This is a genomic window from Streptomyces sp. BK022, from assembly GCF_004217355.1.
GTDB lineage: Bacteria > Actinomycetota > Actinomycetes > Streptomycetales > Streptomycetaceae > Streptomyces > Streptomyces griseoluteus.
Genome location: NZ_SHKU01000001.1, coordinates 586,876 through 608,066 on the forward strand (window position 1 = coordinate 586,876; position 21,191 = coordinate 608,066).

The following is a 21,191-nucleotide window of genomic DNA, read 5'->3' on the forward strand; positions in this document are numbered from 1 at the left end:
CCGTAGCAGAACAGTGCTCACTCGGAGAACGCTGTTCATGAAGATATAGCGCAAGTGGATCGCGAGAACAAGATATATCGCGTCTCGCACCGTCGGGGGCCCTGTGGACAACCGCTCCGGACATCGCGCGCCTCGCGGGCAGACCCCGCTCACCAGCCGTGAACACTGTTCTCCGGCAGCCCTAGACTGTCCCCATGAGCGACGAGGCCGCCGGCAACCCCGCACCCCCTCCGCCGTCCCCCTGGGAACGCGAGCGTCCCGCCCGTCCGCAGACGGCGCCCCACCGCGCCCCCCTGTCGCGTGAGCGGATCGTCGAGGCCGCCTTCACCGTGCTGGACCGCCAGGGGCTCGACAGGCTCTCGATGCGCCAGGTGGCGGCCGAACTGGGCGTCACCGTCTCCGCGCTCTACGCCTACGTGAGCTCCAAGGACGACCTGCTGGAGCTGATGTACACCCGGCTCTTCGACGGCTTCACGATGCCGGCGCCCGACCCCGAGCGGTGGCGCGAGCAGGTCCGGGACTACGCCCGTGCCGGACGCGAGCGGCTGCTGTCGCACCGGGACGTCGCCCGGATCTCCATGGCCCACGTCCCCTTCACCGCCGAACTGCTGCCGCACGTCGAGGGGTTGCTCGCCATATTCCGCACGGCCGGGCTGCCTGACCGGATCGCGGCGGAGGCCGGGGACCTCATCTCCACCTACATCGACGGCTTCGTGCTGGAGGAGGGCATGTGGCAGGACCGGGCCGCCGCCCGGCCCGACGGCGGCGACTCCTCACTGGCCCGCCCCGACTGGCGCGAGATGGCCGGCGAGATGCAGGACTACTTCGCCTCCCTGCCCCCGGCGGACTTCCCCCACCTGCGCGCACTCGCGGACGTGATGGTGACCGACTCCGCCGACGAGCGGTTCGACATCGGCCTGGAGATCATCCTGCGGGGCCTGGCGAGCTATCTGCCGGACAAGGCGCCGGACGCCTGACTCAGCGCCCGCCCGCCGCCCGCGCCTTCGCGGCGTCACCGAACGGCAGCGCGCCACCGCTGAGGTGCGCCCGGATGCCGTCCCGCTCCACCGTGATCCGCTGGATGCGGAGATCACCGGGCGTCCTCGGCAGCTCGAACGACAGATTGAGCCGATCCGCGAGCTGCGGCTCGGTGACACCCCGTACCGCCCCCATCAGCTGGGGGTCGACGCCGAGCTTCGCCGGCAGGTCGGGCTGGTCGGCGACCACGTCGAACAGATTGACCTTCATCAGCTTGCCCACGAACCCCGGCGTGCCGGTGAGCCGCTCCAGGGCCGGCTCGCTGCGCATGGCCTCGCGGATCTGCGACCGGTCGATCCCGGCACGCTCCGCGATCACCGGTACGGCCAGCATGGCGCGCACCTTGTCCCGCTGTTCCGCCACCGCGCGCGCACCCTTCGGGGTGAGCTGGAGCCCCCCGTGCCGGCCGGGCCGGAAGACGGCCACGTCCCCGATGTCCAGCCGCATGCGGCTGATGTCGGTCGCGACCCCGTGGTCGCCGGACCGCCCGATGCGGGCCTGTGCGTGCAGCCCGAGCCGCTGCCCGCCGATCGGCACCTGGCCCTCCGCCTTGATCGCGCCGGGCCCCAGCTTGCTGAACTCCACCTGGGAAGCGCCCAGTTCACGGTCGAGGTCTTCGAAGGAGAGCAGTACGTCGCCGTCGAGGGACTGGATGATGCCGCCCCCCAGGTGGGAGGGGAGTTCGCCGTCGAGCCGCACGTCGTGGGCGGTGGCATGGACCCGCGCCAGCGACACCCGGTCGGCGGCGAGGTCGGGGACGGTGACGTGAGCGGTGTCGATCCGCTTGTCCAGGACCTGGGTCAGGAACGGGAACCCGTCGATCTCCACCTGCGGCGCCGCCTCCAGGCGCAGCGACTTCTGCAACTGGTCCTCGGCCTCGCGCTCCGCGAACAGCACCGCGAACCGGTCGCCCAGCACCAGGAAGGCGAGCGCGACGACGACCGCGATTCCCGCCTTCACCAGGCGCCGCAGGTTCTTGAACCGCCGGATGCGCTTCCGTCCGCGCCCGCGGCGACCGGCGCGCCGCCCGTCACCTTCCCGGTAGGGACCGGCGTCCCCGGTCGGGCCGGGCCGGCCCGCTGACGGGCTGTCGGGTTCGGCGGGAGTCCGGTGGCCGGTCGAGCGGTGGGACGCCATGCGAGTGGAGGAGCGCATCACGCCACCCAAACACGTCACCGCAGGTCGGACGCAAGTTCAGTCCGTGGGGCGCGACGGTTCTCACACCGTGGTGACGGGACCGCGCGGCGTGGGTGAAGAAGCGTGACCGATCATGTGGCGACCGTGTGCGCGAACCCGGTGGGCTGAGGGACCATGGGAGGCAGAGCAGTGTTCCGCCTCCGGCTGCGAGGAGGTCACCATGGCAGCCGAACCGCCCTTCGAGCCGCCCATCGGGCCTGTCCTGACGGTCTCGGCCGCCGACGTCCGGCTGCCGGAGCTGATCTTGGCCGGCGACATCGGCGCCGAAGCCCTGCGCGATCTGGAGGAGGTCCTCGGCTCCCCGCCACTCCACACGGCCACCGCCTGGACCGTCGACATGAGCCAGGTGACCCGTATCGACCTGGCCTGCGCCTACGCCCTCCTGCGTGGAGCCACCCTGAGGCCGGAACCCGCCGAACTCACCATCCGCGGCCCCCGCCGGGCCGTCCAGCGCATCCTCCGCAACGCGGGGCTCGACGTGGTGGCCGTCATCGAGGAGTGAGACGCGCCCGGCGGCCGTCGGACGACTGCCGGCTGCCGCGCTACACCATGCCCGCACTCTCCCCGCGCGTCCGCCCTCCTGGCGACGGCGCGCATTGCCGGACAGGCCCTACGCCGACCCCTCCGCGACCTCGGCCGGCTCCCCGCCGGTGATCCGTACCAGCTCCGGGGATGTCGTCCGGAACACCGTGTGCGGCATTCCGGCGCCCGCCCACAGATGCTCGTGCTCGGCCAGGGTCGCGTCGACGAGCGTGCGGACGGGCCGCGGGTGGCCGACCGGTGCCACACCGCCCACCTCCTGGCCGGTGGCCGTGAGGACGAAGACCGGGTCCGCGCGCCGGATCCGCTTGCGGGCCACGCCCAGCAGACCGGCGAGGCGCCGGGTCGCACGTCGGCCGCGCCCGGAGGGTGCCGACCCGGAACAACTCGCCACCCTCTCCGCCGCGTTCACCCGCGGCCTCGTCGTGCGGGCTCCTCTCCCTCCGGGCCGATTCCACGGTGAAGCCCAAGTCGGCGTGCGTGGGGGCTTCTTGGCGTCTCTCGCCGTGTCCTGAACCCACCCCTTCCAGTAGCACCGCCGTTCGATTCGATCGCTCACGCATATGTGCGAGACCCACGGGCAACCGAAGCGGAAGGCGTAGAGGACAGGTGAAGGACCTCCTCGAAGACTCCCGTTCAGGGGAGGGGATTGTGGACAGAACAGACAGCAAGAGCGAGAAGAGCGGTCAGGACTCCGACGAGCGCATGGACCTGCCGAGCGTGATGCGGCAGGCAGCCGCACAGCTCGCCGGACTGCTCCAGCGTGAGGTGAGCTCGGTCTCGGCCGTGAAGGCCACCGACGACGGCTGGATGGCGGACGTCGAGGTCGTCGAGGTCGAGAAGGTGCCGGACACGATGAGTGTCATGGCGTCCTACCGCGTCGAACTCGACAAGCAGGGACGGCTCATGGCCTACGAGCGCGTGCGCCGGTACGCCCGGGGTCAGATCGACCGCCGCTGAGTCAGCGGGCGGCCGCAGCGAATCGAGCGCGCGGCGCCCTGAATCGATCAACGGAAAGAAGTCAGCATGGCACTCGTACAGCAGTCCAGCACCCAGTCCGGCGGAAGCGGCGGCGGTGGAGGCAATCTCTACGACGTCCTCGAACTCATCCTGGACCGAGGGCTCGTGATCGACGCGTTCGTGCGCGTCTCCCTCGTCGGCATCGAGATACTCAAGATCGACGTCCGGGTGGTCGTCGCGAGCGTCGACACCTACCTGCGCTTCGCCGAGGCGTGCAACCGCCTCGACCTGGAGGCCGGCCGCAAGGCGCCGGCCCAGCTCACCGACATCGTCGGCGACACCGTGGAGAGCGGGGCGAAGGGGAAGTCGAAAGGAGCACTGACCGGAGCCGTCGAGGCGTTCACCGAGTCGCTCGGGAGCAAGGGCGACGACTCCGAGCAGGAGTCGCAGCCCCGTAAGCGCGCGCCGCGCAAGTCCACGTCCAGCCGGCAGTCCAGCCAGAACCGCGGGGAGTAATCCGTGCCCACTTACGTCTACGGCATCACCGGAGCCGACCACCCGCTGCACCTGGAGGAGGTCTTCGGCGTCGGCGAGTCCCCGGCACCGCTGCGCACCGTGCGCACCGACAGCCTGACGGCCGTCGTCAGCGACGCGCCGGAGGGCCTGCGGGCCAAGCGCCGCGACGTCCAGGCCCACCAGCGTGTGCTTGAGGTCCTGATGAGCGACGGCGCGACCCTCCCCATGCGCTTCGGCCTGCTCGCCCCCGACGACGAGCAGGTGGCGAGCGCGCTGGACGCCGAGGGCGACCGCTACCGCGCCCGCCTCGAGGAACTGGACGGCCACGTCGAGTACCACCTCAAGGTCTCCCGCGACGAGGACGACCTGCTGCGCGAGATCGTGGCCGAGTCCGACCAGGTCCGCGACCTGCGCGAACGCACCCGGGACCAGCCCGGCGCGCACGACGAGCGGGTCGCGCTCGGTGAGCTGATCTCCCACGAGGTGTCCGCCCGCAGCAGCGCGGAGGCCGACGACCTCTCCCGCCGGCTCGAGTCCGCGGCGACCCGTCTCTCGGCGGGCGAGCCCAGCTCGACGCACTTCCTGAACGTGTCCTTCCTCGTCCCCGAGGACGGGGTGGACAGCTTCGTCCAGGCCGTGGAGCGGGAGTCGGACCAGCGCGGGGACGCGTACACCTTCACCCTCACCGGGCCGCTGCCGCCGTACAGCTTCGTCTGAACACGGCCGCCCGGCCGACGACGGAAGGGAGCGCCGGAATGGGACTCATCACCGGCATCGTGACCTTTCCCCTCGCCCCGCTGCGCGGCTCGCTCTGGGTCATCGACCAGGTGCTGACCGCGGCGGAGGAGGAGTACTACGACCCGGAACCCGTCCGGCGCGAACTGGCCGCACTGGAACGGGCGTTGACCAGCGGCCAGATCTCCGACGAGGAGTACGACCGCCGCGAGGACGAACTGCTCGACAGGCTGGACGAGATCGACGCCCACCGGCGAGGGGACGGAGGAAGCCGCTGACCGGACCGCGCACTCGACGACCCGCAGAGACTGAGGTGCTCAACGAATGACCAAGAACGCCAAGATAGCCGCCGCCCTGGTGGGCGGATACGTACTCGGACGGACCAAGAAGGCCAAGATGGCCATCGGCCTGGGCATGTTCCTGGCCGGCAAGAAGCTCGACCTCGACCCGCGCCGCATCGGCACGCTGCTCGCCGAGTCGCCCGCCCTCGCCGGTCTCAACGCCCAGGTCCGCAAGGAGCTGGTGGAGACCACGAAGGCCGCGGCCACCGAGGCGCTGACCAAGCGCGCCACCGGCCTCGCCGACTCGCTCGCCGACTCCATCTCCCAGCGCACCAAGGCGCTGGACGGCCCGCAGGGCGACGAGGCCGAGGACGAGGAGGGCGACGAGGAGGAGAAGCCCGCCAAGCGGCAGCGCTCCTCCGCCTCCGAGGGCACGCGCCGCAAGACCGCGGCCGCCCGCAAGAGCACCGGCGCCGCCAAGTCGGCCGCCTCCCGCGGCGGCGCCTCCCGCGCCGGCGGGGCCGCCAAGAAGCGGGCCTCCTCCGCCACGCGCAAGAGCGGCGGTAACGGCAATGGCTGATTCCGTGCTGAGCAAGGCCAAGGACGAGGTCGTCCACAACGAGTCGACCGACCGCCTGAAGGAAGCGCTGGGCAACTATCTGCGCGCCCGCGCCGAGCACACCGTCAGCCAGCTCGGTCACAAGCTCGGTGAGAGCGTCACCAGGCTCGGCACGCCGGGCGAGGGCGGCCCGCTCAAGAGCCTCGCCAAGGGCGGGCAGGCGCTCGCCGACGGCAAGTCACCGGCGCAGGCGGCCATGTCGGCGGGCGTCTCCCACCTGAAGGACACCGTGAAGGACAAGGTCAAGGGTCTGTTCGGCAAGGGGCGCAAGTCCGGCGGCGGCAAGTCCAAGAGCGTGACCATCGTCGAGGACATCGAAGTCGGCGTGCCGGTGCGCGAGGCGTACGACCAGTGGACCCAGTTCCAGGAGTTCTCCACCTTCGCCAAGGGCGTGGTGAGCGTGGAGAAGGCGGACGACACCACCAGCAACTGGAAGGTGAAGGTCGCCAAGTCCACCCGGAGCTGGAAGGCGAACGTCACCGAGCAGGTGCCGGACGAGCGGATCACCTGGACGACGGAGGGCGCCAAGGGCACCGTCAAGGGTGTCGTCACCTTCCACGCGATCACCGACAACCTCACCAAGGTGCTGCTGGTCCTCGAGTACTTCCCCAAGGGGCTGTTCGAGAAGACGGGCAACATCTGGCGCGCCCAGGGCCGCCGGGCCCGGCTCGACCTCAAGCTCTACCGCAAGTTCATCATGATGCGCGGCGAGGCGACCGACGGCTGGCGTGGGGAGGTCCGCGACGGTGAGGTGGTCGTCAGCCACGAGGACGCCATCGAGCAGGAAGAGGCGGAACAGGGCGAGGAAGAGCAGGAGGAGCCGCCCGCCGAGGACGAGGGCGAGCTCGCCGACGCGCCCGACACCGACGAGGACGACATCGAGGACGCCGAGGACGACGAGCCCGTCGAGGACGGCGAGGAGGAGTACCTCGACGAGGCCGACGAGGACGTCGACCCCGAGGACGTCGAGGAGTACGAGGCCGAGGCCGGCGAGCCGGAGGACGAGGAGTCCTACGACGAGGCCGAGGACGAGCCCGAGGCGGACGAGGAGACGGCTCCCCGGTCCTCGCGGCGCCGGCGCACCGCCGACGCCGGCGCCTGATCCGGGAAACAGCCGAAAGACAGGGTTGAGAACGTGTCCGATTCACTCGCCGGTCGAATGCCGGCCCCTCCGCGCACCTCGCCGTCCTATGCGGGGCAGGGAAACGGCGCCAATCTCGCCGACATTCTGGAGAGGGTCCTCGACAAGGGAATTGTGATCGCGGGGGACATCAAGATCAATCTGCTCGACATCGAGTTGCTGACCATCAAACTGCGCCTGCTCGTCGCATCCGTCGACAAGGCGAAGGAAATGGGCATCGACTGGTGGGAGCACGATCCCTCGCTCTCCTCCCGTGCGCAGCCCTCCGTCACCGCTCCCGCCGCGTCCGACCCGGCGCTGAGCGAGGAGAACGAGCGGCTGCGGGCCGAGATCGCCCGACTGCGCGCCGCCGCCGAGCTGCCCGCCGGCCACACGGCCGACGGCGACGCCCGGCCGGAGCCCGCGGAACGGGAGGCCGGCCGTGAGTGAGACGGAGATGGAGTACGTGTACGCCGTCGGCCTCGGGGACCTGGTCCTCGACGGGACGGCCCCGGTGACCGGGGTGGACGGCGGCACCGTACGCACGGTCGGCGGCGGACGGGGGCTCACCGCCCTGGTGTCCACCGTCCCCGCCGACCGGTTCGCCGAGGAGTACCTCGCCCGCCAGCTGGAGGACCTGGAGCGGCTGGAGGCGATCGCGCGGGCCCACCACGCCGTGGTGGACGCCGCCTTCGCCACCGCCACGGTCCTCCCGATGCGCCTGGCCACGGTCTACCGCGACCGGGCGCGGGTGGCGGCGATGCTCGACGAGCAGCACGCCTGGTTCGAGGAGCTGCTGGGCACCCTGGACGGCCATGTCGAACTCGGGCTGAAGGTGTACGCCGAACCCAAGGCCGCCGAGCCCGCCGAGGAGCCCGAGGCGGCGGACGCCAGCCCCGGCCGCGCGTATCTGCAGCGCCGCCGGGCCCAGCGCCGCCGGGCCCAGGACACCTACGGCGCCGCCCGCGACACCGCGGAGCGGGCGGTGCAGGCGGCCTCCGCGCTCGCCTCCGCCCGTGCGGTCCACCGCCCCCAGCAGGGCGAATGGTCGGCCGGGCGGGGCGAGAACGTGGCCAACGAGGCGTACCTCGTGCCCCGGCGGGACGTGGAGCGGTTCCGTACCGAGCTGGGCGCGCTCGCCTCGGACCTGCCCGGTGTCACCATCGAGGTGACCGGGCCCTGGGCGCCGTACTCCTTCGCGGGCGGGGTCGCGAGTTGAGCATGCGGCCCGCGAACGGACAGGGCGCCGAGCCGGTCGGCCGGCCCCCCGTCGCCCTGATCGACCTGCTGGACCGGCTGCTCAACGGCGGGGCGGTGCTCACCGGCGACATCGTGCTGAGCATCGCCGACGTCGACCTGGTGCACATCAACCTGCGTGCGGTCATCCGCTCGATCACGGCGGACGCGCCGGGGCCCGCCATCATCCCGCGTGCCGCACCGAGCAGGCCTGAGGAGAGCTGACGATGCCGGAGACACCCGCCAACGCGCTGGCCGCCCATCTGCGGACGGACCCCGACACGGTGGAACGGGATCTGATGAAGCTGGTACTCACCATTGTCGAATTGCTGCGCCAGCTGATGGAGCGCACGGCAATTCACCGGGTGGACCAGGGAGATCTCGACGACGACCAGGAAGAACGCATCGGTATGACGCTGATGATTCTCCAGGAACGCATGGAAGAACTGTGTGAGCGATACAACCTGACAATGGACGAACTGAATCTGGATCTCGGGCCGTTGGGGTCGTTGCTCCCCCGGGACCTGTGAATTCCGAAAACCTGTTTCGGCGCCGGGGGAAAGGACAGTAGGGCACTATGACTGACGACAAAAAGAACACCAGGAGCACCACCGCGGCGAGTGCCAAGAAGGCCGCCTCCTCCCGCACCGCCACGGCGCGGGCGACGGCCGGCGACGCCAAGGAGCAGGCGCAGGAGGCCAAGAAGTCGACGGTCTCCACCGTCCAGTCGGTCGGTGACACCACCCAGCGCGTGAGCCGTGCGGCCGTCGCCGGTCTGCAGAGCGGCCAGCAGGTCGTCGCGGCCAACACCGCCAAGGCCGTCGAGGCCGCGGGTACCGCGTGGACGGTCATCAAGCACCGCAGGGCGGTCGCCGCAGCGGCCGCGGCCGGTGTGGCCGGGGTCGCCGGAGCCGCCTTCGCGATAGGCCGTTCGACGGCCAAGCCGCAGATGGGCCCTCTGACCCGCCTGGCCCGGGGCCGGATCTGAGCACACTCGCTCCGCGAGAACAGCACCACCCACGGCGACCTCCCCCGCGTCCGCCGACGCGCGGGAGGTGCCCGTGTGTCCGGGGTGCTTTCTGTGACGAACCGCACCTTACGGACGAAGGCGCAGGCAGACGCGGGTGCGGTGGCTGACCGTACGCGGACGTCACCGGCGGCGGGCCGGGAGAGGGGCGCTGGTCTGCCACGATGGTCGGGCCGCAGGCCGGGCAGGTCCCCTGGTGACACCCGCCGAGGCAGCCGACCGTTCCGGCGGAACGACCGCGCAGGCCGACGAGGGCCCGCGGCTCCGCCGCCCCCGCCGCAACCCGCGCGCGTCACCGCGACCGGGCCTGTCCCATCAGGTACGCCACCATGCCCTCCTCCTCCGCCGGTGCCCCGCGCCCGCGTGCGCTCACCGACGCCTCCTCGCCCTGGCGTTCCCTGAAGTACCGCAGCATGCGGTGGTGGTCCGTCGCCCATCTCGTCTCCAACACCGGCACCTGGATGCAGCTCACGGTCCAGAACCTGCTGGTGCTCCAGATCACCGGCTCGGCCGCGGCGACCGGCCTGTCCATGTCCGTACAGGCGGCCCCCGGCTTGCTGATGGGCCTGGCGGGCGGCACCTTCGTCGACCGGTGGCCGCGCAAGCTGACCGCCGCCGTCAGCCAGGCGCTCCTCGGTGTCGTCGCCCTCGTCACGGCCTTCCTCGTCGTCACGCACCGGCTCGACCTGCCCGCGCTGATGGCGCTGGCCGCCGTCACCGGCCTCGTCGCCACCGTCGACGGACCGGCCTGCTCGCTGCTCGGCAACGACCTCGTCCGAGCCGAGGACGTGCCCTCCGCCATCGGCGTGGGCTCCCTCGTGCACAGCGCCGGACGGCTCGCGGGCGCCGCGCTCGCCGGAGTCACCGTCGGCCTGCTCGGGACGGCCTCGGCCTACGCGGCCAACGCGCTGTCCTTCCTGTTCGTCGCGGCCGTGATCCCCTTCCTGCGCCCTCAGCGCCACACGGAGCCCGTCGCCCTGGACCGCGTCTCGAAGGACGCGCCGGACATGAGCGCACGACAGGGCCTGATCTTCTTCGCGCGGCGCCCGCGCCTGGTCGCCCTCGCCGGCATCACCGGGATCAGCGCGGTGTTCGGCCGCAACTACGCCCTCACCCTGGCGGTCCTGGTCACCGGGCCGCTCGCGGGCGGGGCCGGGTCGTTCGGCACGGTCTCCACGGTGCTCGCCGCCGGGGGCATCGTCGGCGCGGTGCTCGCCGCCCGGCTGCGCAAGCCGTCGGTCCGGCTGGTCGGCCTGCTCGCGGCGACCGGGGGCCTGCTCCAGGTGGTCGCCGGACTCGCGCCGTCGCTCGCGGTGCTGCTGGTGCTCGTGCTGCCCATGGCCGTGGTCGAGTCGGTCTCGGACACCGCCGGGACGACCGTCCTGCAGACCGACCCGCCGCCCCACCTGAGGGGGCGTGTGCTCGGCGTCTGGAGCACCGTCTCCACTCTCTGGGGGCTCGCGGGCCCGCCCGTGCTGGGCCTGCTGATGCAGCACGCCGGTGCGCGGGGCGCCCTCGTCGCGGGCGGGCTGCTCATCGCCGCCACGGTCGGCGCGGGTCACCTGCTGCGCGGCCGGCGGGCGCGGGTCCCGGTGGCGGTGGCCAAGGACCAGCCCGCCGCCCTCGTCACCGCCGCCTGAGGGTCATTCCTCGCCGGTGCGGCGCACGCACTCGCTGACGACCGCGCGGAGGCTGTCCGTGCGGGCCAGGACCGCGCGCTGGACCATCGCGCCGTTGCCGTGCTTCAGCAGGCCCGCCAGGGTGTCCTGGACGCCCTTGGCGTCGCCGTGGTCGTCCAGGGCGTCGCGTACGTGGTCGAACAGCGCGCGCACCACCGTCTCCGCCGGGGCGGGACGCATGGTCAGGGGGTGCAGCAGATGCTCCTCCAGGCCGTACCGGGCGGCCTGCCAGGCGGCGAGCCGGACCAGGGAGGTGCCGAGCCGGGCCGGGGGCTCGCCCGTCTGCCACTCGCGGGCGGCCGTCTCCACCAGGGCGCGGCACAGCAGGGCCAGCAGGACCGTGGTGTCCGGGTCGAGGCAGACGTCGGCGACCCGGATCTCCACCGTCGGGTACTGGGCGGAGAGCCGGGCGTCGAAGTAGATCATCCCGGCGTCCCGCAGCACCCCGGTGCCGATCATGTCCCGCACCCGCTCGTGGTACCGGTCGGCGGAGCCGAAGAGGTCCGTCGGCCCGGCCGAGGGCCAGCGGCCCCACATCTGGCTGCGATAGCTGCTGTAGGAGCTGTCCTGCCCCTGCCAGAAGGGGGAGTTGGCGCTCAGGGCGAGGAGGACGGGCAGCCAGGGGCGGATGCGGTCCAGTACGGCCACACCCTCCTCGTCGGAGTCCACCGAAACGTGCACATGACACCCGCAGGTGAGCTGGTCCGACAGGGTCAGCCCGAAGCGGTCGGCCATCCAGTGGTACCGCTGGTCAGGGGTGAGCGCCGGGCTGACCGGCAGGGGAGAGGTGGCGAGAGCGGCCACCGCCGCGCCGGTGCGCCCGGCGAGCCGTCCCGCCTCGGCGCGGCACCTGCGGATCTCGGCCGCCAGCTCGTCCGCCCGGGTCTGCGGGGCGGTGGCGAACTCCACCTGCTGGCGTTGCAGCTCCGGCTCGAAGACCTGCTGCTCGTCCGCCCCGGCGGCCCGGCCGGCCTGCGCCAGCACCGCCGCCGCGACGGCCCGCGGCTCGCCGCTCTCCGCGTCCACCAGGAGGAGTTCCTCCTCCACTCCCACGCTGCGCACCCGGCCCGTCCTCCCTGCCCGGTCCGGGGACCGGCCCTCTTCTTTGTGTCCCGTCGGTCATTCGGCGCCCGAGCCGGGTTCGGCCATCCTGCGATGGGCCTCGGCCTTGAGCTTGTCGGGTACCACCTTGGCGGCCATACCCTGCGCCTTCGTCCTGGCGGACCCCGCGACTACTTTGTCCTTGCCCTCGAAAAGCGCCTCCAGTCCCTCACGCGCGACCTCGGCGGGGTCGTCCTTCTCCTGCCGGCCGACCTGCGTGTCGTCCATGTCCGCGCGGTGGAAGAACTCGGTCTCGGTGGGGCCGGGCATCAGCGCGGTCAGAGTGACGCCGGTGTCCTTCAGCTCGCTCTGCAACGCCTGGGTGAAGGACTGCACGAACGACTTCGACGCGTTGTACACCGCCTGGAAGGTTCCGGGCATGGTGGAGGCGACGGACGAGGTGACGAGGATGCGGCCCCGGCCACGGGACACCATCTCGCGCACCACCCGCTTGCCCAGGTGCACCGTCGAGCGCACATTGAGGTCGACGATCTCCAGCTCGTCCTCGAGGTCGGTCTCCGCGAACGGGCCGCCCTGGCCCACCCCGGCGTTGAGCACCGCGACATCGAGGGGACGGCCCGTCGCGGTGACCGCCGTCCACAGCTCCTCCGCCTGGTCGTAGTGGCGCAGGTCGGCGCGGACCGGCTCCACCGACGCCCCGGTCTCCGCCCGGATGTCCTGGGCCGCCTGCCGCAGCCCGGTGTCGTTCTCGGCGTTGACGATCAGGTCGAAGCCGCGTTCGGCCAACTGCTTGGCCAGCTCGAAGCCGATACCGCTGGACGCGCCCGTGACCAGGGCGAGAGGCTTGAGATCGTTCATGGCCGGGTCTCTTCCTGTACGACTTCTGCTGTGAAGGGCCGGTGCGGGGCGCGCCTCGCGTACCTCCCGCAGTTCCCCTCTCGGCCGTTCCTGAACGGCCCGGGGACACGGTGACCCCGATCGGGGGCGTTTTCCGTGCTCCCGTCGGGGGGACTCGCCCTCCATCGACATGGAGGCCGGACATGAGTGAGCAGACCCCGACCCCGTCCCAGGCAGAGGGCGAGCGGGAACCGGACCCGGAGGAAAGCCGTACCCGCGCGGTCCACCGCGACGTGCCGCGCACCACACCCTCGCAGGCCGAGGGGGAACGGCTGCCGGAGGACGACGAGTAGCCGCCCCCCGCTACCGGAGCGCGTGCACCGCCGCCGCGAACACCGGCGGCAACCGGGACGCCACCGGCACGATGAGCCGGGCGGTCCCCGGACGGCTGCTCGCGGCCAGCAACGCCCTGGTCAGCAGCCGGTGCCGGCGCGTGGCCAGCGTCCACTCCCGCTCGTACCGCTCCGGCCGCCCGGCCGCGAGGCACCGCACCGCGGCCTCGGCCGTCGCCAGGGCGAGCGCGATGCCCTCGCCGGTGAGCGCGTCCACGTAGCCGGCCGCGTCCCCGACGAGCAGCACCCGGCCCGCGACCCGGCGCCGCACCCGCTGGAGCAGCGGCCCGGCACCGCGCACCTCGGTCGCGGCCGCGCCGCGCACGGCGTCGGCCAGGGCCGGGAAAGCGGCCAGGTGCTCGTCGTAGCCGCGCCGGGCCCGGGTCAGCACCGCGACCCCGACCAGGCCGTCGGCGACCGGGGTCACGTACGCCTCGCCCTGACCGGACCAGTGGACCTCCACGAAGTCCGTCCACGGGGCGAGGCGGTAGTGGCGGCGCAGTCCGTACCGGCCGCGCGGGCCGCCGGGCAGCTCCAGGCCGAGGCGGCGCCGGACGGGGGAGTGCAGGCCGTCGGCGGCGATCAGCCAGCGGGCCGTGATCCCGGCGGCGGTGACGGCGTCCCGGGTCTGGACTACCTCGCCGACCTTGCCGGGCACGATCCGCACGCCGAGACCGAGAGCGCGCTCGTGCAGCGCGCGGTGCAGGGTCGTACGGCGGACGCCCAGCCCCGGCCGGTCACGGAAGGGGGCCTCGGCGCACCGGACGCCGTCCACGTAGCGGATACCGGCGAGCTCCCGGCCCGCGGGCTCCACGCCGAGCGCCCTGAGCGAGGCGACCCCGCCGGGCATGACACCTTCCCCGCACGCCTTGTCCACGGGCGCGGTCCGCGGCTCGACCACCACCGCCGTCAGCCCGGCCAGCCTGGCGTGCGCGGCCGCCGCGAGACCGGCCGGGCCGCCCCCGGCCACCAGCACGTCGATCACGCCGACACCGCGGCGGCCAGCGCCCGGTTCTCGCACCGGACGCGCACGGTCAGCACGGCGGCGTTCAGCACCGTGAAGGCGACGGCGGTCACCCAGGCCGTGTGCACCAGCGGCAGTGCCACCCCCTCGGCCACCACGGCCACGTAGTTCGGGTGCCGCAACAGCCGGTACGGCCCCCGCGCCACCAGCGGCAGACCGGGTACGACGATCACGCGGGTGTTCCAGCGCGGCCCGAGCGTCCCGACGCACCACCAGCGCAGCGCCTGCGCGCCCATCAGCACGGCCAGCATCGGCCAGCCCAGCGCGGGTACGAACGGCCGCCCGCCGAGCCACACTTCGAGCGGGCAGCCCACCAGCAGACCCACGTGCAGGGCGACCATCGCCGGATAGTGCCCGTCGCCCGCCACGATCGCCCGACGGGCCCTGCTCCACCGCTCGTTGCGCCGGGCCACGACGAGTTCGCCCACCCGCTCACCCGCGACGGCGGCCACCAGCAGCGCGTACCAGATCATGTGTCCTCCTGTCGTGCTCACCAGCTCAGCAGCACCAACTCGCAGGCCAGTCCCGGCCCGATGGCCAGCAGCAGGCCCGGAGTGCCGGGAGGTGGGCGGCGTTCGGCGAGGGTGTCGCGCAGGACGTGGAGCACGGAGGACGAGGACAGGTTGCCGACCTCGGCCAGGTGGCGCCAGCTGAGCGCGAGTTCCTCGGCGGGGAGGTCGAGTGCCTCGGTGACGGCGTCCAGGACGCGGGGCCCGCCGGGGTGGCACACCCAGGCCGTCACGTCCTGCGGCTTCAGTCCGTGGTCGGCGAGGAACTCCCTCACGTCGTCCGCCAGACGGTGCCGGAGCACCTGCGGGATGCCCGGATCGAGGACGACCCGGAAGCCCGAGTCCCCGATGTCCCAGCCCAGCACTCCGACCGCGTCCGGGTACAGACGGCTGCGCGAGTCCACGATCGCCGGGCCCGGGGCCGCGCCGGCGCGCTCCGACCCGCAGACCACCACCGCGGTCGCACCGTCGCCGAAGAGACCGGTGGCGACCAGGTTGGCCGTCGAGGCGTCGCCGCGCTGGAGGGTGAGCGAGCACAGCTCGACCGACAGCAGCACCGCCACCTGGTCGGGCCGCCCCAGCAGGAAGTCGTGCACGCGCGCCAGCCCGGCCGCGCCCCCGGCACAGCCCAGCCCGAACAACGGCACCCGCCGCAGGTCCGGCCGCAGCCCGAGCCGGCCCGCCACCCGCGCGTCGACCGACGGCACGGCGACCCCGGTCACCGAGGTGAAGACCAGCAGGTCCACGTCGGCCGCCGACAGACCGGCACCGCGCAGTGCCTCCCGGACCACGCGGGTGCCCAGGTCGGTGGCGGTGGTGATGAAGAGGTCGTTGGCGGCGCCGAAGCCCTCCAGCGTCTCGTACCGGTCGAGCGGCAGGGTCATGTGCCGGGCGCGGACCCCGGCGTTGCGGTGCAGCCGGTCCAGAACCCGGCGGTCGGCGCCCTCGGGCAGACAGGCGCGGGCCACCATGTCGGTGATCTCGGCCTGGGCGAAGCGGTACGGCGCGAGGGCACCGTGCACGGCGGCGATCCGCGTCATGAGGCTCCCGTACGTCGACCGATCCGGGGGGACTCAGCAGCCCTTCCCTGCACCGCCGGCCCGGCACCAGAGATCGCCCGTCCGGCCGTTCCGGATCGTGACGCGCGGGGGCGGGCCCCTACGATCGCCGGGTGGTGAACCCCGAGCAGTCGACGATCCCGGCCCGCAAGGTGTCCGCACTGGCGGGGGCCTGCCACCCCGGTCCGCTCGTGGTGGTCACCGCGCTGACGGCGGCACTGGCCGTGACGGCGGGGCAGGGACCCGGCCGCTGCCTGCTCACCACCGGCGCGGTCCTGACCGGGCAGCTCTCCATCGGCTGGTGCAACGACGCCTTCGACGCGCGCCGGGACATGGCCACCGGCCGCCGGGGCAAGCCCGTCGCGGACGGTGCGATCGAGGCCGGGCAGGTGTGGACGGCGGCCCGGACCGCGCTGGCTCTGTGCGTGCCGCTCTCCCTCGCCTGCGGGTGGACGGCGGGTGCCGTGCATCTGACCGCCGTCGCGGCCGCGTGGGCGTACGACCTGCGCCTCAAGGCCACCCGCTGGTCCTGGGCGCCCTACGCGGTCGCCTTCGCCGCGCTCCCGGCGTTCGTCACGCTGGGGCTGCCGGGGCGGCCGTGGCCCGCCTGGTGGGTGCTCGCCGCCGGGGCGCTGCTGGGCGTCGGCGCCCACCTCGGCAACGTGCTCCCGGACATCCGGGGCGACCTGGCGACCGGGGTGCGGGGCTGGCCGCAGCGGCTGGGCCCCGACCGGGTACGGCTGCTGCTGCCGGTGCCCCTGGTCACCGCCTCCGCCCTGCTGGCACTCGGGCCCGCCGGACCGCCGGGCGCCCGGCAGACGGCCGCGCTGGCCGGGGGCGGGCTGATCGCGGTGGCCGGGACGGTGCTGGGCCGGCGCCGGGAACGGGCCGCGTTCGCGGCGGCGGTCGCCGTGGCGGTGCTGGACGTGGCACTGCTCCTGAGCGGCGACGGACTCGGGACCGGGGCATCCTGAGACAGGGGAGCCGCGTCCGAGCGGCGCCCCGGACCGAAGTACTCCATGTGCCGCCCGCTGCCAGGAGGTGGATCATGCCCGACTCACTGCCGCCGCCCGGTGAGACCCCGCCCGTCGAGGGATCGACCGCCGAGGCCCACCCCGAGCGGCCGGACGGCGGTCCCTTCGAGCACCCCCGGCTCTGGCTGGCCCTCATCGTCCTCGGCTGCGCGCTCGTCGCCGCCTACTTCCTGTTCAGGATGATCGACCTGTGAGAGCCGCTCACTTCAGGCCGCTGAGCATGATCCCGCGCACGTAGTGCCGCTGGAGGAGCAGGAAGAGCACCAGGACCGGCAGGATGCTCAGCACCAGGCCCGCCATCACGATCGGCATCGTGCGCGTCGGGTCGACGTAGTCCTGGAGCGTCTGGATGCCGACCGGCAGCGTCATCACGTCCGGGTTGGCGGTCGACACCAGCAGCGCCCAGATGTACTCGTTCCACGCGTCCACGAACGTCAGCAGTCCCAGCGTCACCATGACCGGCTTGGTCTGCGGCACCACGATCCGCCACCACACCGCGAACTCCCCGGCGCCGTCGATCCGCGCCGCCTCCAGCACCTCGTCCGGGATCGAGACCATGAACTGGCGCATCAGGAAGATCCCGAAGCCGTTGACCAGGAACGGCATCGCCAGCGCCACGATGCTCACGGTCAGCCCAGCCCCGCCCCGTCCCAGCAGGTCGTTGCCGCCCGCCAGCGGCCAGTGCACCAGGATCAGGAAGTGCGGGACGAAGAAGAGGAACGGCGGGAACATCATCGTGGACAGCACCAGCCGGAAGATGAAGTCCCGCCCCGGGAAGCGGAGTTTGGCCAGCGCGTAGCCCGCGAGGGACGACGTCAGCAGCACCGACGCGTTGATCACCGTCGTGGCGACGACACTGTTGCGGAACAGCACCGGCAGATCGAGCTGATCGACCGCCGCCCGGTAGTTGGACAGGTCGAACGCCTCGGGCAGGAACCGGTACGGCAGCGTGCCCGACTCGCCCGGCCCCTTGAACGAGGTCATCACCATGTCCAGGAACGGCACCACCGTGAGCACGGCGCCCGTCACGACCAGCAGATACGACAGCCACGGGAAACGGCGGCGGATCACGCGTCCTCCCCCTTGCGCCGGAAGATCCACAACTGCGCCAGGGTGACCAGCAGGATCACCACGAACAGCACGAAGGCGGCGGCACTGGCGGTGCCCCAGTCGCCGTAGGAGAACGCCTGCCGGTACATCTCCAGCGCCGCCACATCGGTCGCGTCACCGGGGCCGCCCCTGGTCATCACGATGATCAGCGCGAAGGACTGGAGCCCGGTGATGAACTGCGTGACGCACACGAACAGCAGCGCCGGCCGGAGCAGCGGCAGCGTGATCCGCCGGAAGACGGTCACCGGACCGGCGCCGTCCAGCGCGGCGGCCTCGTAGTACGACTCCGGGATGGACTTGAGCCCGGCGGTCAGGATGAGGATCGCCGTGCCGACCGACGCCCACGCCTGCACGACCACCACCGCGGGCAGCGCGGTGCCCGGGTCCTGGAGGAAGGCCACCGAGTCGAGCCCGACCGCGTTGAGGGCGCCGTTGACCAGGCCGCCCGGCTCGTACATGTACTTCCACACATTGCCGACGGCGACCACGGTCGTCACGATCGGCAGCAGGTACAGGGTGCGCCAGAGTCCCTGGAAGCGCAGGTTGTCGATGCAGGTGGCGACCAGCACCGAGCCCGCCAGCGCCAGGGCCACCGTGCCCAGCGCGAACAGCAGGGTGTTGGTGAGGACCGGAGTCAGGAAGGTCGAGCCGTCGGCGAACAGGCTCGCGAAGTTGTCCAGGCCGACCGGCTGGATGTCGCCGAGGTCGAACCCGGCCCAGCGGGACACCGACAGCAGCAGCGCGAAGCCGAGCGGCAGGATCAGGAAGACGGCGAAGAACAGCAGCACCGGTGCCAGGAACAGATAGGCGACGACCGCCTGATGGCGGCGGGCGCGGGCGCGGGGGCCGGCGGCCGTCCGGGCCGGGGCGGCGGAGCGCGGGCGCGGGGGGCGCGCGGTCGTCTCCGGGGTCAGGGCGTTCACCATGAGCGCGACACCTCCTGGTCGACCTGCCGGCGGATGGTGCGCAGCGACTCGTCGACGGACTGCTGACCGGTCCACAGCGCCTCGACGTTCTTCCGCAGCAGCGACTTGGCCTGCTGCGCGCCCGGCACGTTCGGCTCCGGCACCGCGTACCCCAACGCGTCGAGGAACGGGCGGAGGTTGGGGTCGCCGCCCTTGCCGAGCAGCGTCCGCATGTCGTCGGCGCGGCCGGTCAGCGACCCCACCGACACCTGGAGGGCGCTCATGCGGGTCACCGTCGCGCCCTTGCCGACGCCCACCCGGTCGGTGTTGAGCCAGCGCAGGAACTCCCATGCCGCACGCGGGTGCCGGCTGGCGGCGTTGACTCCCAGCATGAACCCGGTGGCGAGGGTGGCGGGTCTGTCGCCCAGCTCCGGGACGGGCACCGGAGCCACGGCCACGTCCCGGTAGGCGTCGCCCATCTGGGACTTCAGACTGCCGGTCCACCATCCGGCGCTGATCACCATCGCCACCTGCCCGGACTGGAAGGCCTTGTAGACGTTGACGCCGGGTTCGCTCGCCCCTTTGCTGACCAGCCGGTGCTCCAGGTCCAGCACGGCCCGCCCGGCCGCCGAGTCGATGGCGGTGCGCCTGCCGTCCTCGGACACGAAGGTGCCCCCGGCCGCGTTGAGCAGGGCGAGGGTCTGGCCGACGGTGGTGGAGTCGTCGTAGGTGGAGAGGCCGAAGCCCTGCACCAGGCTGTTGCCGTACCGGTCGCGCCGGGTGGTGCGGTACGCGGTGTCCTCCAACTCCCGCCAGGTGCGCGGGGGGTGGGCGATGCCGGATTCCCGGAGCAGACGCCTGTTGTAGTAGAGGGCGTACGTCTGCGCCTCCGTCGGGTAGCCGTAGACCTTGCCGCCGACCGAGGCGGAGCCGACGGCCGCCGCCCCGTAGCCGCGGGTGATCTCGGCCGCGTCCTCGGGCGGGGCGGGGCGCAGGACACCGGCGCGGACGAGCTGGCCGTTCCACAGGCAGTACGGCTGGAGGATGTCGGCGCCCTGTCCGGCCGTCTGCCGGACCATGAACGTGGTCAGCAGGTCGTTGAACTCCACCGCCTTGGTGCGCACCTTGACCCGGTCGTGCGTGGCGTTCCACTCGTCCACCGGCCCCTGGAGGGCCGCCTTGAGCTCGCCGCTCGCGTAGTGGGAGAGCAGGGTGAGGACGATCGGGTCGCCGGGCCGTCCGGTGCCCTGGCGCGGTGCGGCGCAGCCCGCCGCGAGCAGGGTCGCGGCGAGCGTGAAACGGCGGCGGCTCGGCCCGTACGGTGCTCCGGTCACCGGCCCGCCTCCCGGCGCAGCACCCGGAACACCCGCGTCGTGCCGAACCCGGCCCTGCGGTAGAGACGGGCCGCCGCCGAGCGGTGGTCGGTCCACAGGAACCACGCCGACCCCGCGCCCAGCGCCCGCATCCGCTCCAGGGCCAGGTGCAGCAGCACGTTGCCCAGCCCGGTCCCGCGCATCTCGTCCAGCACCCCGAACGGGCCGAACCGCTCGATCGCCGACTCGTACGCGCCGTGCATCGCCCAGCCCACCAGCCGGCCCGAAGGGTCCCGGGCGACCACGATCCGGTCCAGCGGGGCGCCGTTCAGCAGGCACTCCCGGATCGCGCGCGCCCAGTCCGGGACGAAGTGGACCGCGGCCAGGGCGAGAAGTGCGGGCAGCTCGTCGTCGGTGGGGGTGCCGAACGCGTAACCCCGCGCGGTCAGTTCGGCGGCCCGGCGGCCGACCTCGGCAGGGAGGGCGTAGTCGGTCAGCGAGCGGTCCATCGCCACCGCCTCGTCCACGGTACGGAAGTCCAGGGTCTCCAGCAGGGCGGATGCCTCCGGGTACCTCTCGGCGTCCAGGCCGGGAAGGAAGTAGTTCGGCGTGTACGGGGCGAAGTCGACGCGGGTGCGGCCGTGGGCGAGCAGCCAGTCCAGGGCGTCGGTGAGCAACTCGCGGCCCACCCCGCGTCCCCGGGCGGCCGGGTCGACGAAGAAGAAGGGGAGCCACCCCTGTTCCGGTTCCAGGTCGGTGCCGGTCATCGGGGTCAGCCGCCGCACCGCGTAGGCCGCGCCGACGAGTTGCCCGTCCTCCACGGCGACCCGGAGGCCGGCCGGGTCGAAGTTGGCGTCGAGCAGCACCAGGGAGCGGAAGCGGTCCGCGGTGACGGGGTCGGCGGGCGCGCTCCGGCACCACGCCGCCACCAGCGGCGGACCGTCACCCGGCCGGAACCCGCGGATCAGGGTCCGGGCTCTCGTCGTGGGATCGGTCATC

General features: G+C 72.6%; 28 protein-coding genes. 17 read left to right on the forward strand and 11 right to left on the reverse strand.

Annotated elements, in window-relative coordinates; genetic code table 11:
• Positions 1–194 precede the first annotated feature (194 nt).
• Complete coding sequence (locus EV284_RS02675; protein ID WP_130329834.1) at positions 195–977, forward strand: TetR/AcrR family transcriptional regulator; 783 nt, start codon at positions 195–197, stop codon at positions 975–977.
• 1 nt (position 978) lies between these two features.
• Here the strand turns inward: EV284_RS02675 and EV284_RS02680 are convergent, their stop codons facing one another.
• Complete coding sequence (locus EV284_RS02680; RefSeq protein WP_242625531.1) at positions 979–1,998, reverse strand: DUF2993 domain-containing protein; 1,020 nt, start codon at positions 1,996–1,998, stop codon at positions 979–981.
• A gap of 397 nt (positions 1,999–2,395) precedes the next feature.
• Here EV284_RS02680 and EV284_RS02685 point away from each other — a divergent pair, with 397 nt between their 5' ends.
• Positions 2,396–2,737: an STAS domain-containing protein gene (locus EV284_RS02685; RefSeq protein WP_130329836.1), complete on the forward strand. Its 342-nt coding sequence runs from the start codon at positions 2,396–2,398 to the stop codon at positions 2,735–2,737.
• 108 nt (positions 2,738–2,845) lie between these two features.
• Here EV284_RS02685 and EV284_RS33645 read toward each other — a convergent pair whose 3' ends face one another.
• Entirely contained in the window at positions 2,846–3,517 is a 672-nt protein-coding gene (locus tag EV284_RS33645; protein ID WP_347402169.1) for a YbaK/EbsC family protein, read from the reverse strand.
• Between EV284_RS33645 and EV284_RS02695 the strand changes: the two genes are divergently transcribed.
• From EV284_RS02695 to EV284_RS02750, 12 genes are all read left to right on the forward strand, one after another.
• Positions 3,427–3,735, forward strand: a complete 309-nt coding sequence (locus EV284_RS02695; RefSeq protein ID WP_278045804.1) for a gas vesicle protein — start codon at positions 3,427–3,429, stop codon at positions 3,733–3,735. The genes EV284_RS33645 and EV284_RS02695 overlap by 91 nt on opposite strands.
• Positions 3,736–3,801: 66 nt before the next feature.
• Positions 3,802–4,251 (forward strand): gas vesicle structural protein GvpA, encoded by a 450-nt coding sequence (locus EV284_RS02700; RefSeq protein ID WP_130329840.1) that lies wholly within the window; start codon positions 3,802–3,804, stop codon positions 4,249–4,251.
• Positions 4,252–4,254: 3 nt separating this feature from the next.
• Complete coding sequence (locus EV284_RS02705) at positions 4,255–4,968, forward strand: GvpL/GvpF family gas vesicle protein (RefSeq protein WP_130329842.1); 714 nt, start codon at positions 4,255–4,257, stop codon at positions 4,966–4,968.
• Positions 4,969–5,006: 38 nt separating this feature from the next.
• Positions 5,007–5,264, forward strand: a complete 258-nt coding sequence (locus tag EV284_RS02710) for a gas vesicle protein GvpG (RefSeq protein WP_130329844.1) — start codon at positions 5,007–5,009, stop codon at positions 5,262–5,264.
• Positions 5,265–5,310: 46 nt separating this feature from the next.
• Complete coding sequence (locus EV284_RS02715) at positions 5,311–5,847, forward strand: hypothetical protein (RefSeq protein WP_130329846.1); 537 nt, start codon at positions 5,311–5,313, stop codon at positions 5,845–5,847.
• Positions 5,840–6,988, forward strand: coding sequence for an SRPBCC family protein (locus EV284_RS02720; protein WP_130329848.1), 1,149 nt, complete (start codon positions 5,840–5,842; stop codon positions 6,986–6,988). The genes EV284_RS02715 and EV284_RS02720 overlap by 8 nt, the downstream gene beginning before the upstream one ends.
• A gap of 57 nt (positions 6,989–7,045) precedes the next feature.
• Positions 7,046–7,456 carry a gas vesicle protein gene (locus tag EV284_RS02725; RefSeq protein WP_130329850.1) on the forward strand — a complete coding sequence of 137 codons (411 nt, stop codon included), beginning with the start codon at positions 7,046–7,048 and terminating at the stop codon, positions 7,454–7,456.
• On the forward strand, positions 7,449–8,225 hold the full coding sequence (locus EV284_RS02730; RefSeq protein WP_242625533.1) for a GvpL/GvpF family gas vesicle protein: 777 nt from the start codon (positions 7,449–7,451) through the stop codon (positions 8,223–8,225). The genes EV284_RS02725 and EV284_RS02730 overlap by 8 nt, the downstream gene beginning before the upstream one ends.
• A gap of 2 nt (positions 8,226–8,227) precedes the next feature.
• Complete coding sequence (locus EV284_RS02735) at positions 8,228–8,467, forward strand: gas vesicle protein (protein ID WP_130329852.1); 240 nt, start codon at positions 8,228–8,230, stop codon at positions 8,465–8,467.
• Between the two features lie 2 nt (positions 8,468–8,469).
• A complete protein-coding gene (locus tag EV284_RS02740) occupies positions 8,470–8,772 on the forward strand; it encodes a gas vesicle protein K (protein WP_130329854.1) in 303 nt (100 codons plus the stop codon).
• A 47-nt stretch (positions 8,773–8,819) separates the two neighbouring features.
• On the forward strand, positions 8,820–9,230 hold the full coding sequence (locus tag EV284_RS02745; protein ID WP_130329856.1) for a hypothetical protein: 411 nt from the start codon (positions 8,820–8,822) through the stop codon (positions 9,228–9,230).
• Positions 9,231–9,682: 452 nt separating this feature from the next.
• Positions 9,683–10,909, forward strand: a complete 1,227-nt coding sequence (locus EV284_RS02750; RefSeq protein WP_242625594.1) for an MFS transporter — start codon at positions 9,683–9,685, stop codon at positions 10,907–10,909.
• A gap of 3 nt (positions 10,910–10,912) precedes the next feature.
• On the opposite strand, the gene EV284_RS02755 is transcribed toward EV284_RS02750, so the two are convergent.
• Entirely contained in the window at positions 10,913–12,010 is a 1,098-nt protein-coding gene (locus EV284_RS02755) for a glutamate--cysteine ligase (RefSeq protein WP_130329861.1), read from the reverse strand.
• Between the two features lie 57 nt (positions 12,011–12,067).
• Positions 12,068–12,868: an SDR family NAD(P)-dependent oxidoreductase gene (locus EV284_RS02760; RefSeq protein ID WP_130329863.1), complete on the reverse strand. Its 801-nt coding sequence runs from the start codon at positions 12,866–12,868 to the stop codon at positions 12,068–12,070.
• Positions 12,869–13,050: 182 nt separating this feature from the next.
• Here EV284_RS02760 and EV284_RS32575 point away from each other — a divergent pair, with 182 nt between their 5' ends.
• Positions 13,051–13,200 (forward strand): hypothetical protein, encoded by a 150-nt coding sequence (locus EV284_RS32575; protein ID WP_165425443.1) that lies wholly within the window; start codon positions 13,051–13,053, stop codon positions 13,198–13,200.
• Between the two features lie 10 nt (positions 13,201–13,210).
• On the opposite strand, the gene EV284_RS02765 is transcribed toward EV284_RS32575, so the two are convergent.
• The 3 genes from EV284_RS02765 to EV284_RS02775 are packed head-to-tail and all read right to left on the reverse strand — an operon-like array spanning position 13,211 to position 15,812.
• Positions 13,211–14,224, reverse strand: a complete 1,014-nt coding sequence (locus tag EV284_RS02765) for an FAD-dependent monooxygenase (protein ID WP_130329865.1) — start codon at positions 14,222–14,224, stop codon at positions 13,211–13,213.
• Positions 14,221–14,736 carry an isoprenylcysteine carboxyl methyltransferase family protein gene (locus EV284_RS02770; protein ID WP_130329867.1) on the reverse strand — a complete coding sequence of 172 codons (516 nt, stop codon included), beginning with the start codon at positions 14,734–14,736 and terminating at the stop codon, positions 14,221–14,223. Before EV284_RS02770 ends, EV284_RS02765 begins: the two co-directional genes overlap by 4 nt.
• A 17-nt stretch (positions 14,737–14,753) precedes the next feature.
• The gene (locus EV284_RS02775) at positions 14,754–15,812 is read right to left on the reverse strand and encodes a 3-oxoacyl-[acyl-carrier-protein] synthase III C-terminal domain-containing protein (protein WP_130329869.1); all 1,059 of its coding nucleotides are present in this window, start codon (positions 15,810–15,812) and stop codon (positions 14,754–14,756) included.
• Between the two features lie 131 nt (positions 15,813–15,943).
• Here EV284_RS02775 and EV284_RS02780 point away from each other — a divergent pair, with 131 nt between their 5' ends.
• A complete protein-coding gene (locus tag EV284_RS02780) occupies positions 15,944–16,804 on the forward strand; it encodes a UbiA family prenyltransferase (RefSeq protein WP_130329871.1) in 861 nt (286 codons plus the stop codon).
• Between the two features lie 74 nt (positions 16,805–16,878).
• Positions 16,879–17,058, forward strand: a complete 180-nt coding sequence (locus tag EV284_RS02785) for a DUF6480 family protein (RefSeq protein ID WP_130329873.1) — start codon at positions 16,879–16,881, stop codon at positions 17,056–17,058.
• Between the two features lie 7 nt (positions 17,059–17,065).
• Here EV284_RS02785 and EV284_RS02790 read toward each other — a convergent pair whose 3' ends face one another.
• The 4 genes from EV284_RS02790 to EV284_RS02805 are packed head-to-tail and all read right to left on the reverse strand — an operon-like array spanning position 17,066 to position 21,190.
• Entirely contained in the window at positions 17,066–17,935 is an 870-nt protein-coding gene (locus tag EV284_RS02790; RefSeq protein ID WP_130329875.1) for a carbohydrate ABC transporter permease, read from the reverse strand.
• Positions 17,932–18,900, reverse strand: coding sequence for a sugar ABC transporter permease (locus EV284_RS02795; protein ID WP_130329877.1), 969 nt, complete (start codon positions 18,898–18,900; stop codon positions 17,932–17,934). The genes EV284_RS02790 and EV284_RS02795 overlap by 4 nt, the downstream gene beginning before the upstream one ends.
• Positions 18,894–20,213 (reverse strand): ABC transporter substrate-binding protein, encoded by a 1,320-nt coding sequence (locus EV284_RS02800; protein ID WP_130329879.1) that lies wholly within the window; start codon positions 20,211–20,213, stop codon positions 18,894–18,896. Before EV284_RS02800 ends, EV284_RS02795 begins: the two co-directional genes overlap by 7 nt.
• Positions 20,210–21,190, reverse strand: a complete 981-nt coding sequence (locus EV284_RS02805) for a GNAT family N-acetyltransferase (protein WP_130329881.1) — start codon at positions 21,188–21,190, stop codon at positions 20,210–20,212. The genes EV284_RS02800 and EV284_RS02805 overlap by 4 nt, the downstream gene beginning before the upstream one ends.
• Position 21,191: the final 1 nt, after the last annotated feature.

What these genes read in the sequence shown, in the direction of transcription:
- EV284_RS02795 (WP_130329877.1), bottom strand. Translation starts at nt 18,900, where the DNA reads ATGGTGAACGCCCTGACCCCGGAGACGACCGCGCGCCCCCCGCGCCCG.
- EV284_RS02710 (WP_130329844.1), top strand. Translation starts at nt 5,007, where the DNA reads ATGGGACTCATCACCGGCATCGTGACCTTTCCCCTCGCCCCGCTGCGC.
- EV284_RS02685 (WP_130329836.1), top strand. Translation starts at nt 2,396, where the DNA reads ATGGCAGCCGAACCGCCCTTCGAGCCGCCCATCGGGCCTGTCCTGACG.
- EV284_RS02745 (WP_130329856.1), top strand. Translation starts at nt 8,820, where the DNA reads ATGACTGACGACAAAAAGAACACCAGGAGCACCACCGCGGCGAGTGCC.
- EV284_RS02770 (WP_130329867.1), bottom strand. Translation starts at nt 14,736, where the DNA reads ATGATCTGGTACGCGCTGCTGGTGGCCGCCGTCGCGGGTGAGCGGGTG.
- EV284_RS02760 (WP_130329863.1), bottom strand. Translation starts at nt 12,868, where the DNA reads ATGAACGATCTCAAGCCTCTCGCCCTGGTCACGGGCGCGTCCAGCGGT.
- EV284_RS32575 (WP_165425443.1), top strand. Translation starts at nt 13,051, where the DNA reads ATGAGTGAGCAGACCCCGACCCCGTCCCAGGCAGAGGGCGAGCGGGAA.
- EV284_RS02675 (WP_130329834.1), top strand. Translation starts at nt 195, where the DNA reads ATGAGCGACGAGGCCGCCGGCAACCCCGCACCCCCTCCGCCGTCCCCC.
- EV284_RS02740 (WP_130329854.1), top strand. Translation starts at nt 8,470, where the DNA reads ATGCCGGAGACACCCGCCAACGCGCTGGCCGCCCATCTGCGGACGGAC.
- EV284_RS02805 (WP_130329881.1), bottom strand. Translation starts at nt 21,190, where the DNA reads ATGACCGATCCCACGACGAGAGCCCGGACCCTGATCCGCGGGTTCCGG.
- EV284_RS02720 (WP_130329848.1), top strand. Translation starts at nt 5,840, where the DNA reads ATGGCTGATTCCGTGCTGAGCAAGGCCAAGGACGAGGTCGTCCACAAC.
- EV284_RS02715 (WP_130329846.1), top strand. Translation starts at nt 5,311, where the DNA reads ATGACCAAGAACGCCAAGATAGCCGCCGCCCTGGTGGGCGGATACGTA.
- EV284_RS02750 (WP_242625594.1), top strand. Translation starts at nt 9,683, where the DNA reads ATGCGGTGGTGGTCCGTCGCCCATCTCGTCTCCAACACCGGCACCTGG.
- EV284_RS02775 (WP_130329869.1), bottom strand. Translation starts at nt 15,812, where the DNA reads ATGACGCGGATCGCCGCCGTGCACGGTGCCCTCGCGCCGTACCGCTTC.
- EV284_RS02725 (WP_130329850.1), top strand. Translation starts at nt 7,046, where the DNA reads ATGCCGGCCCCTCCGCGCACCTCGCCGTCCTATGCGGGGCAGGGAAAC.
- EV284_RS02700 (WP_130329840.1), top strand. Translation starts at nt 3,802, where the DNA reads ATGGCACTCGTACAGCAGTCCAGCACCCAGTCCGGCGGAAGCGGCGGC.
- EV284_RS02735 (WP_130329852.1), top strand. Translation starts at nt 8,228, where the DNA reads ATGCGGCCCGCGAACGGACAGGGCGCCGAGCCGGTCGGCCGGCCCCCC.
- EV284_RS02785 (WP_130329873.1), top strand. Translation starts at nt 16,879, where the DNA reads ATGCCCGACTCACTGCCGCCGCCCGGTGAGACCCCGCCCGTCGAGGGA.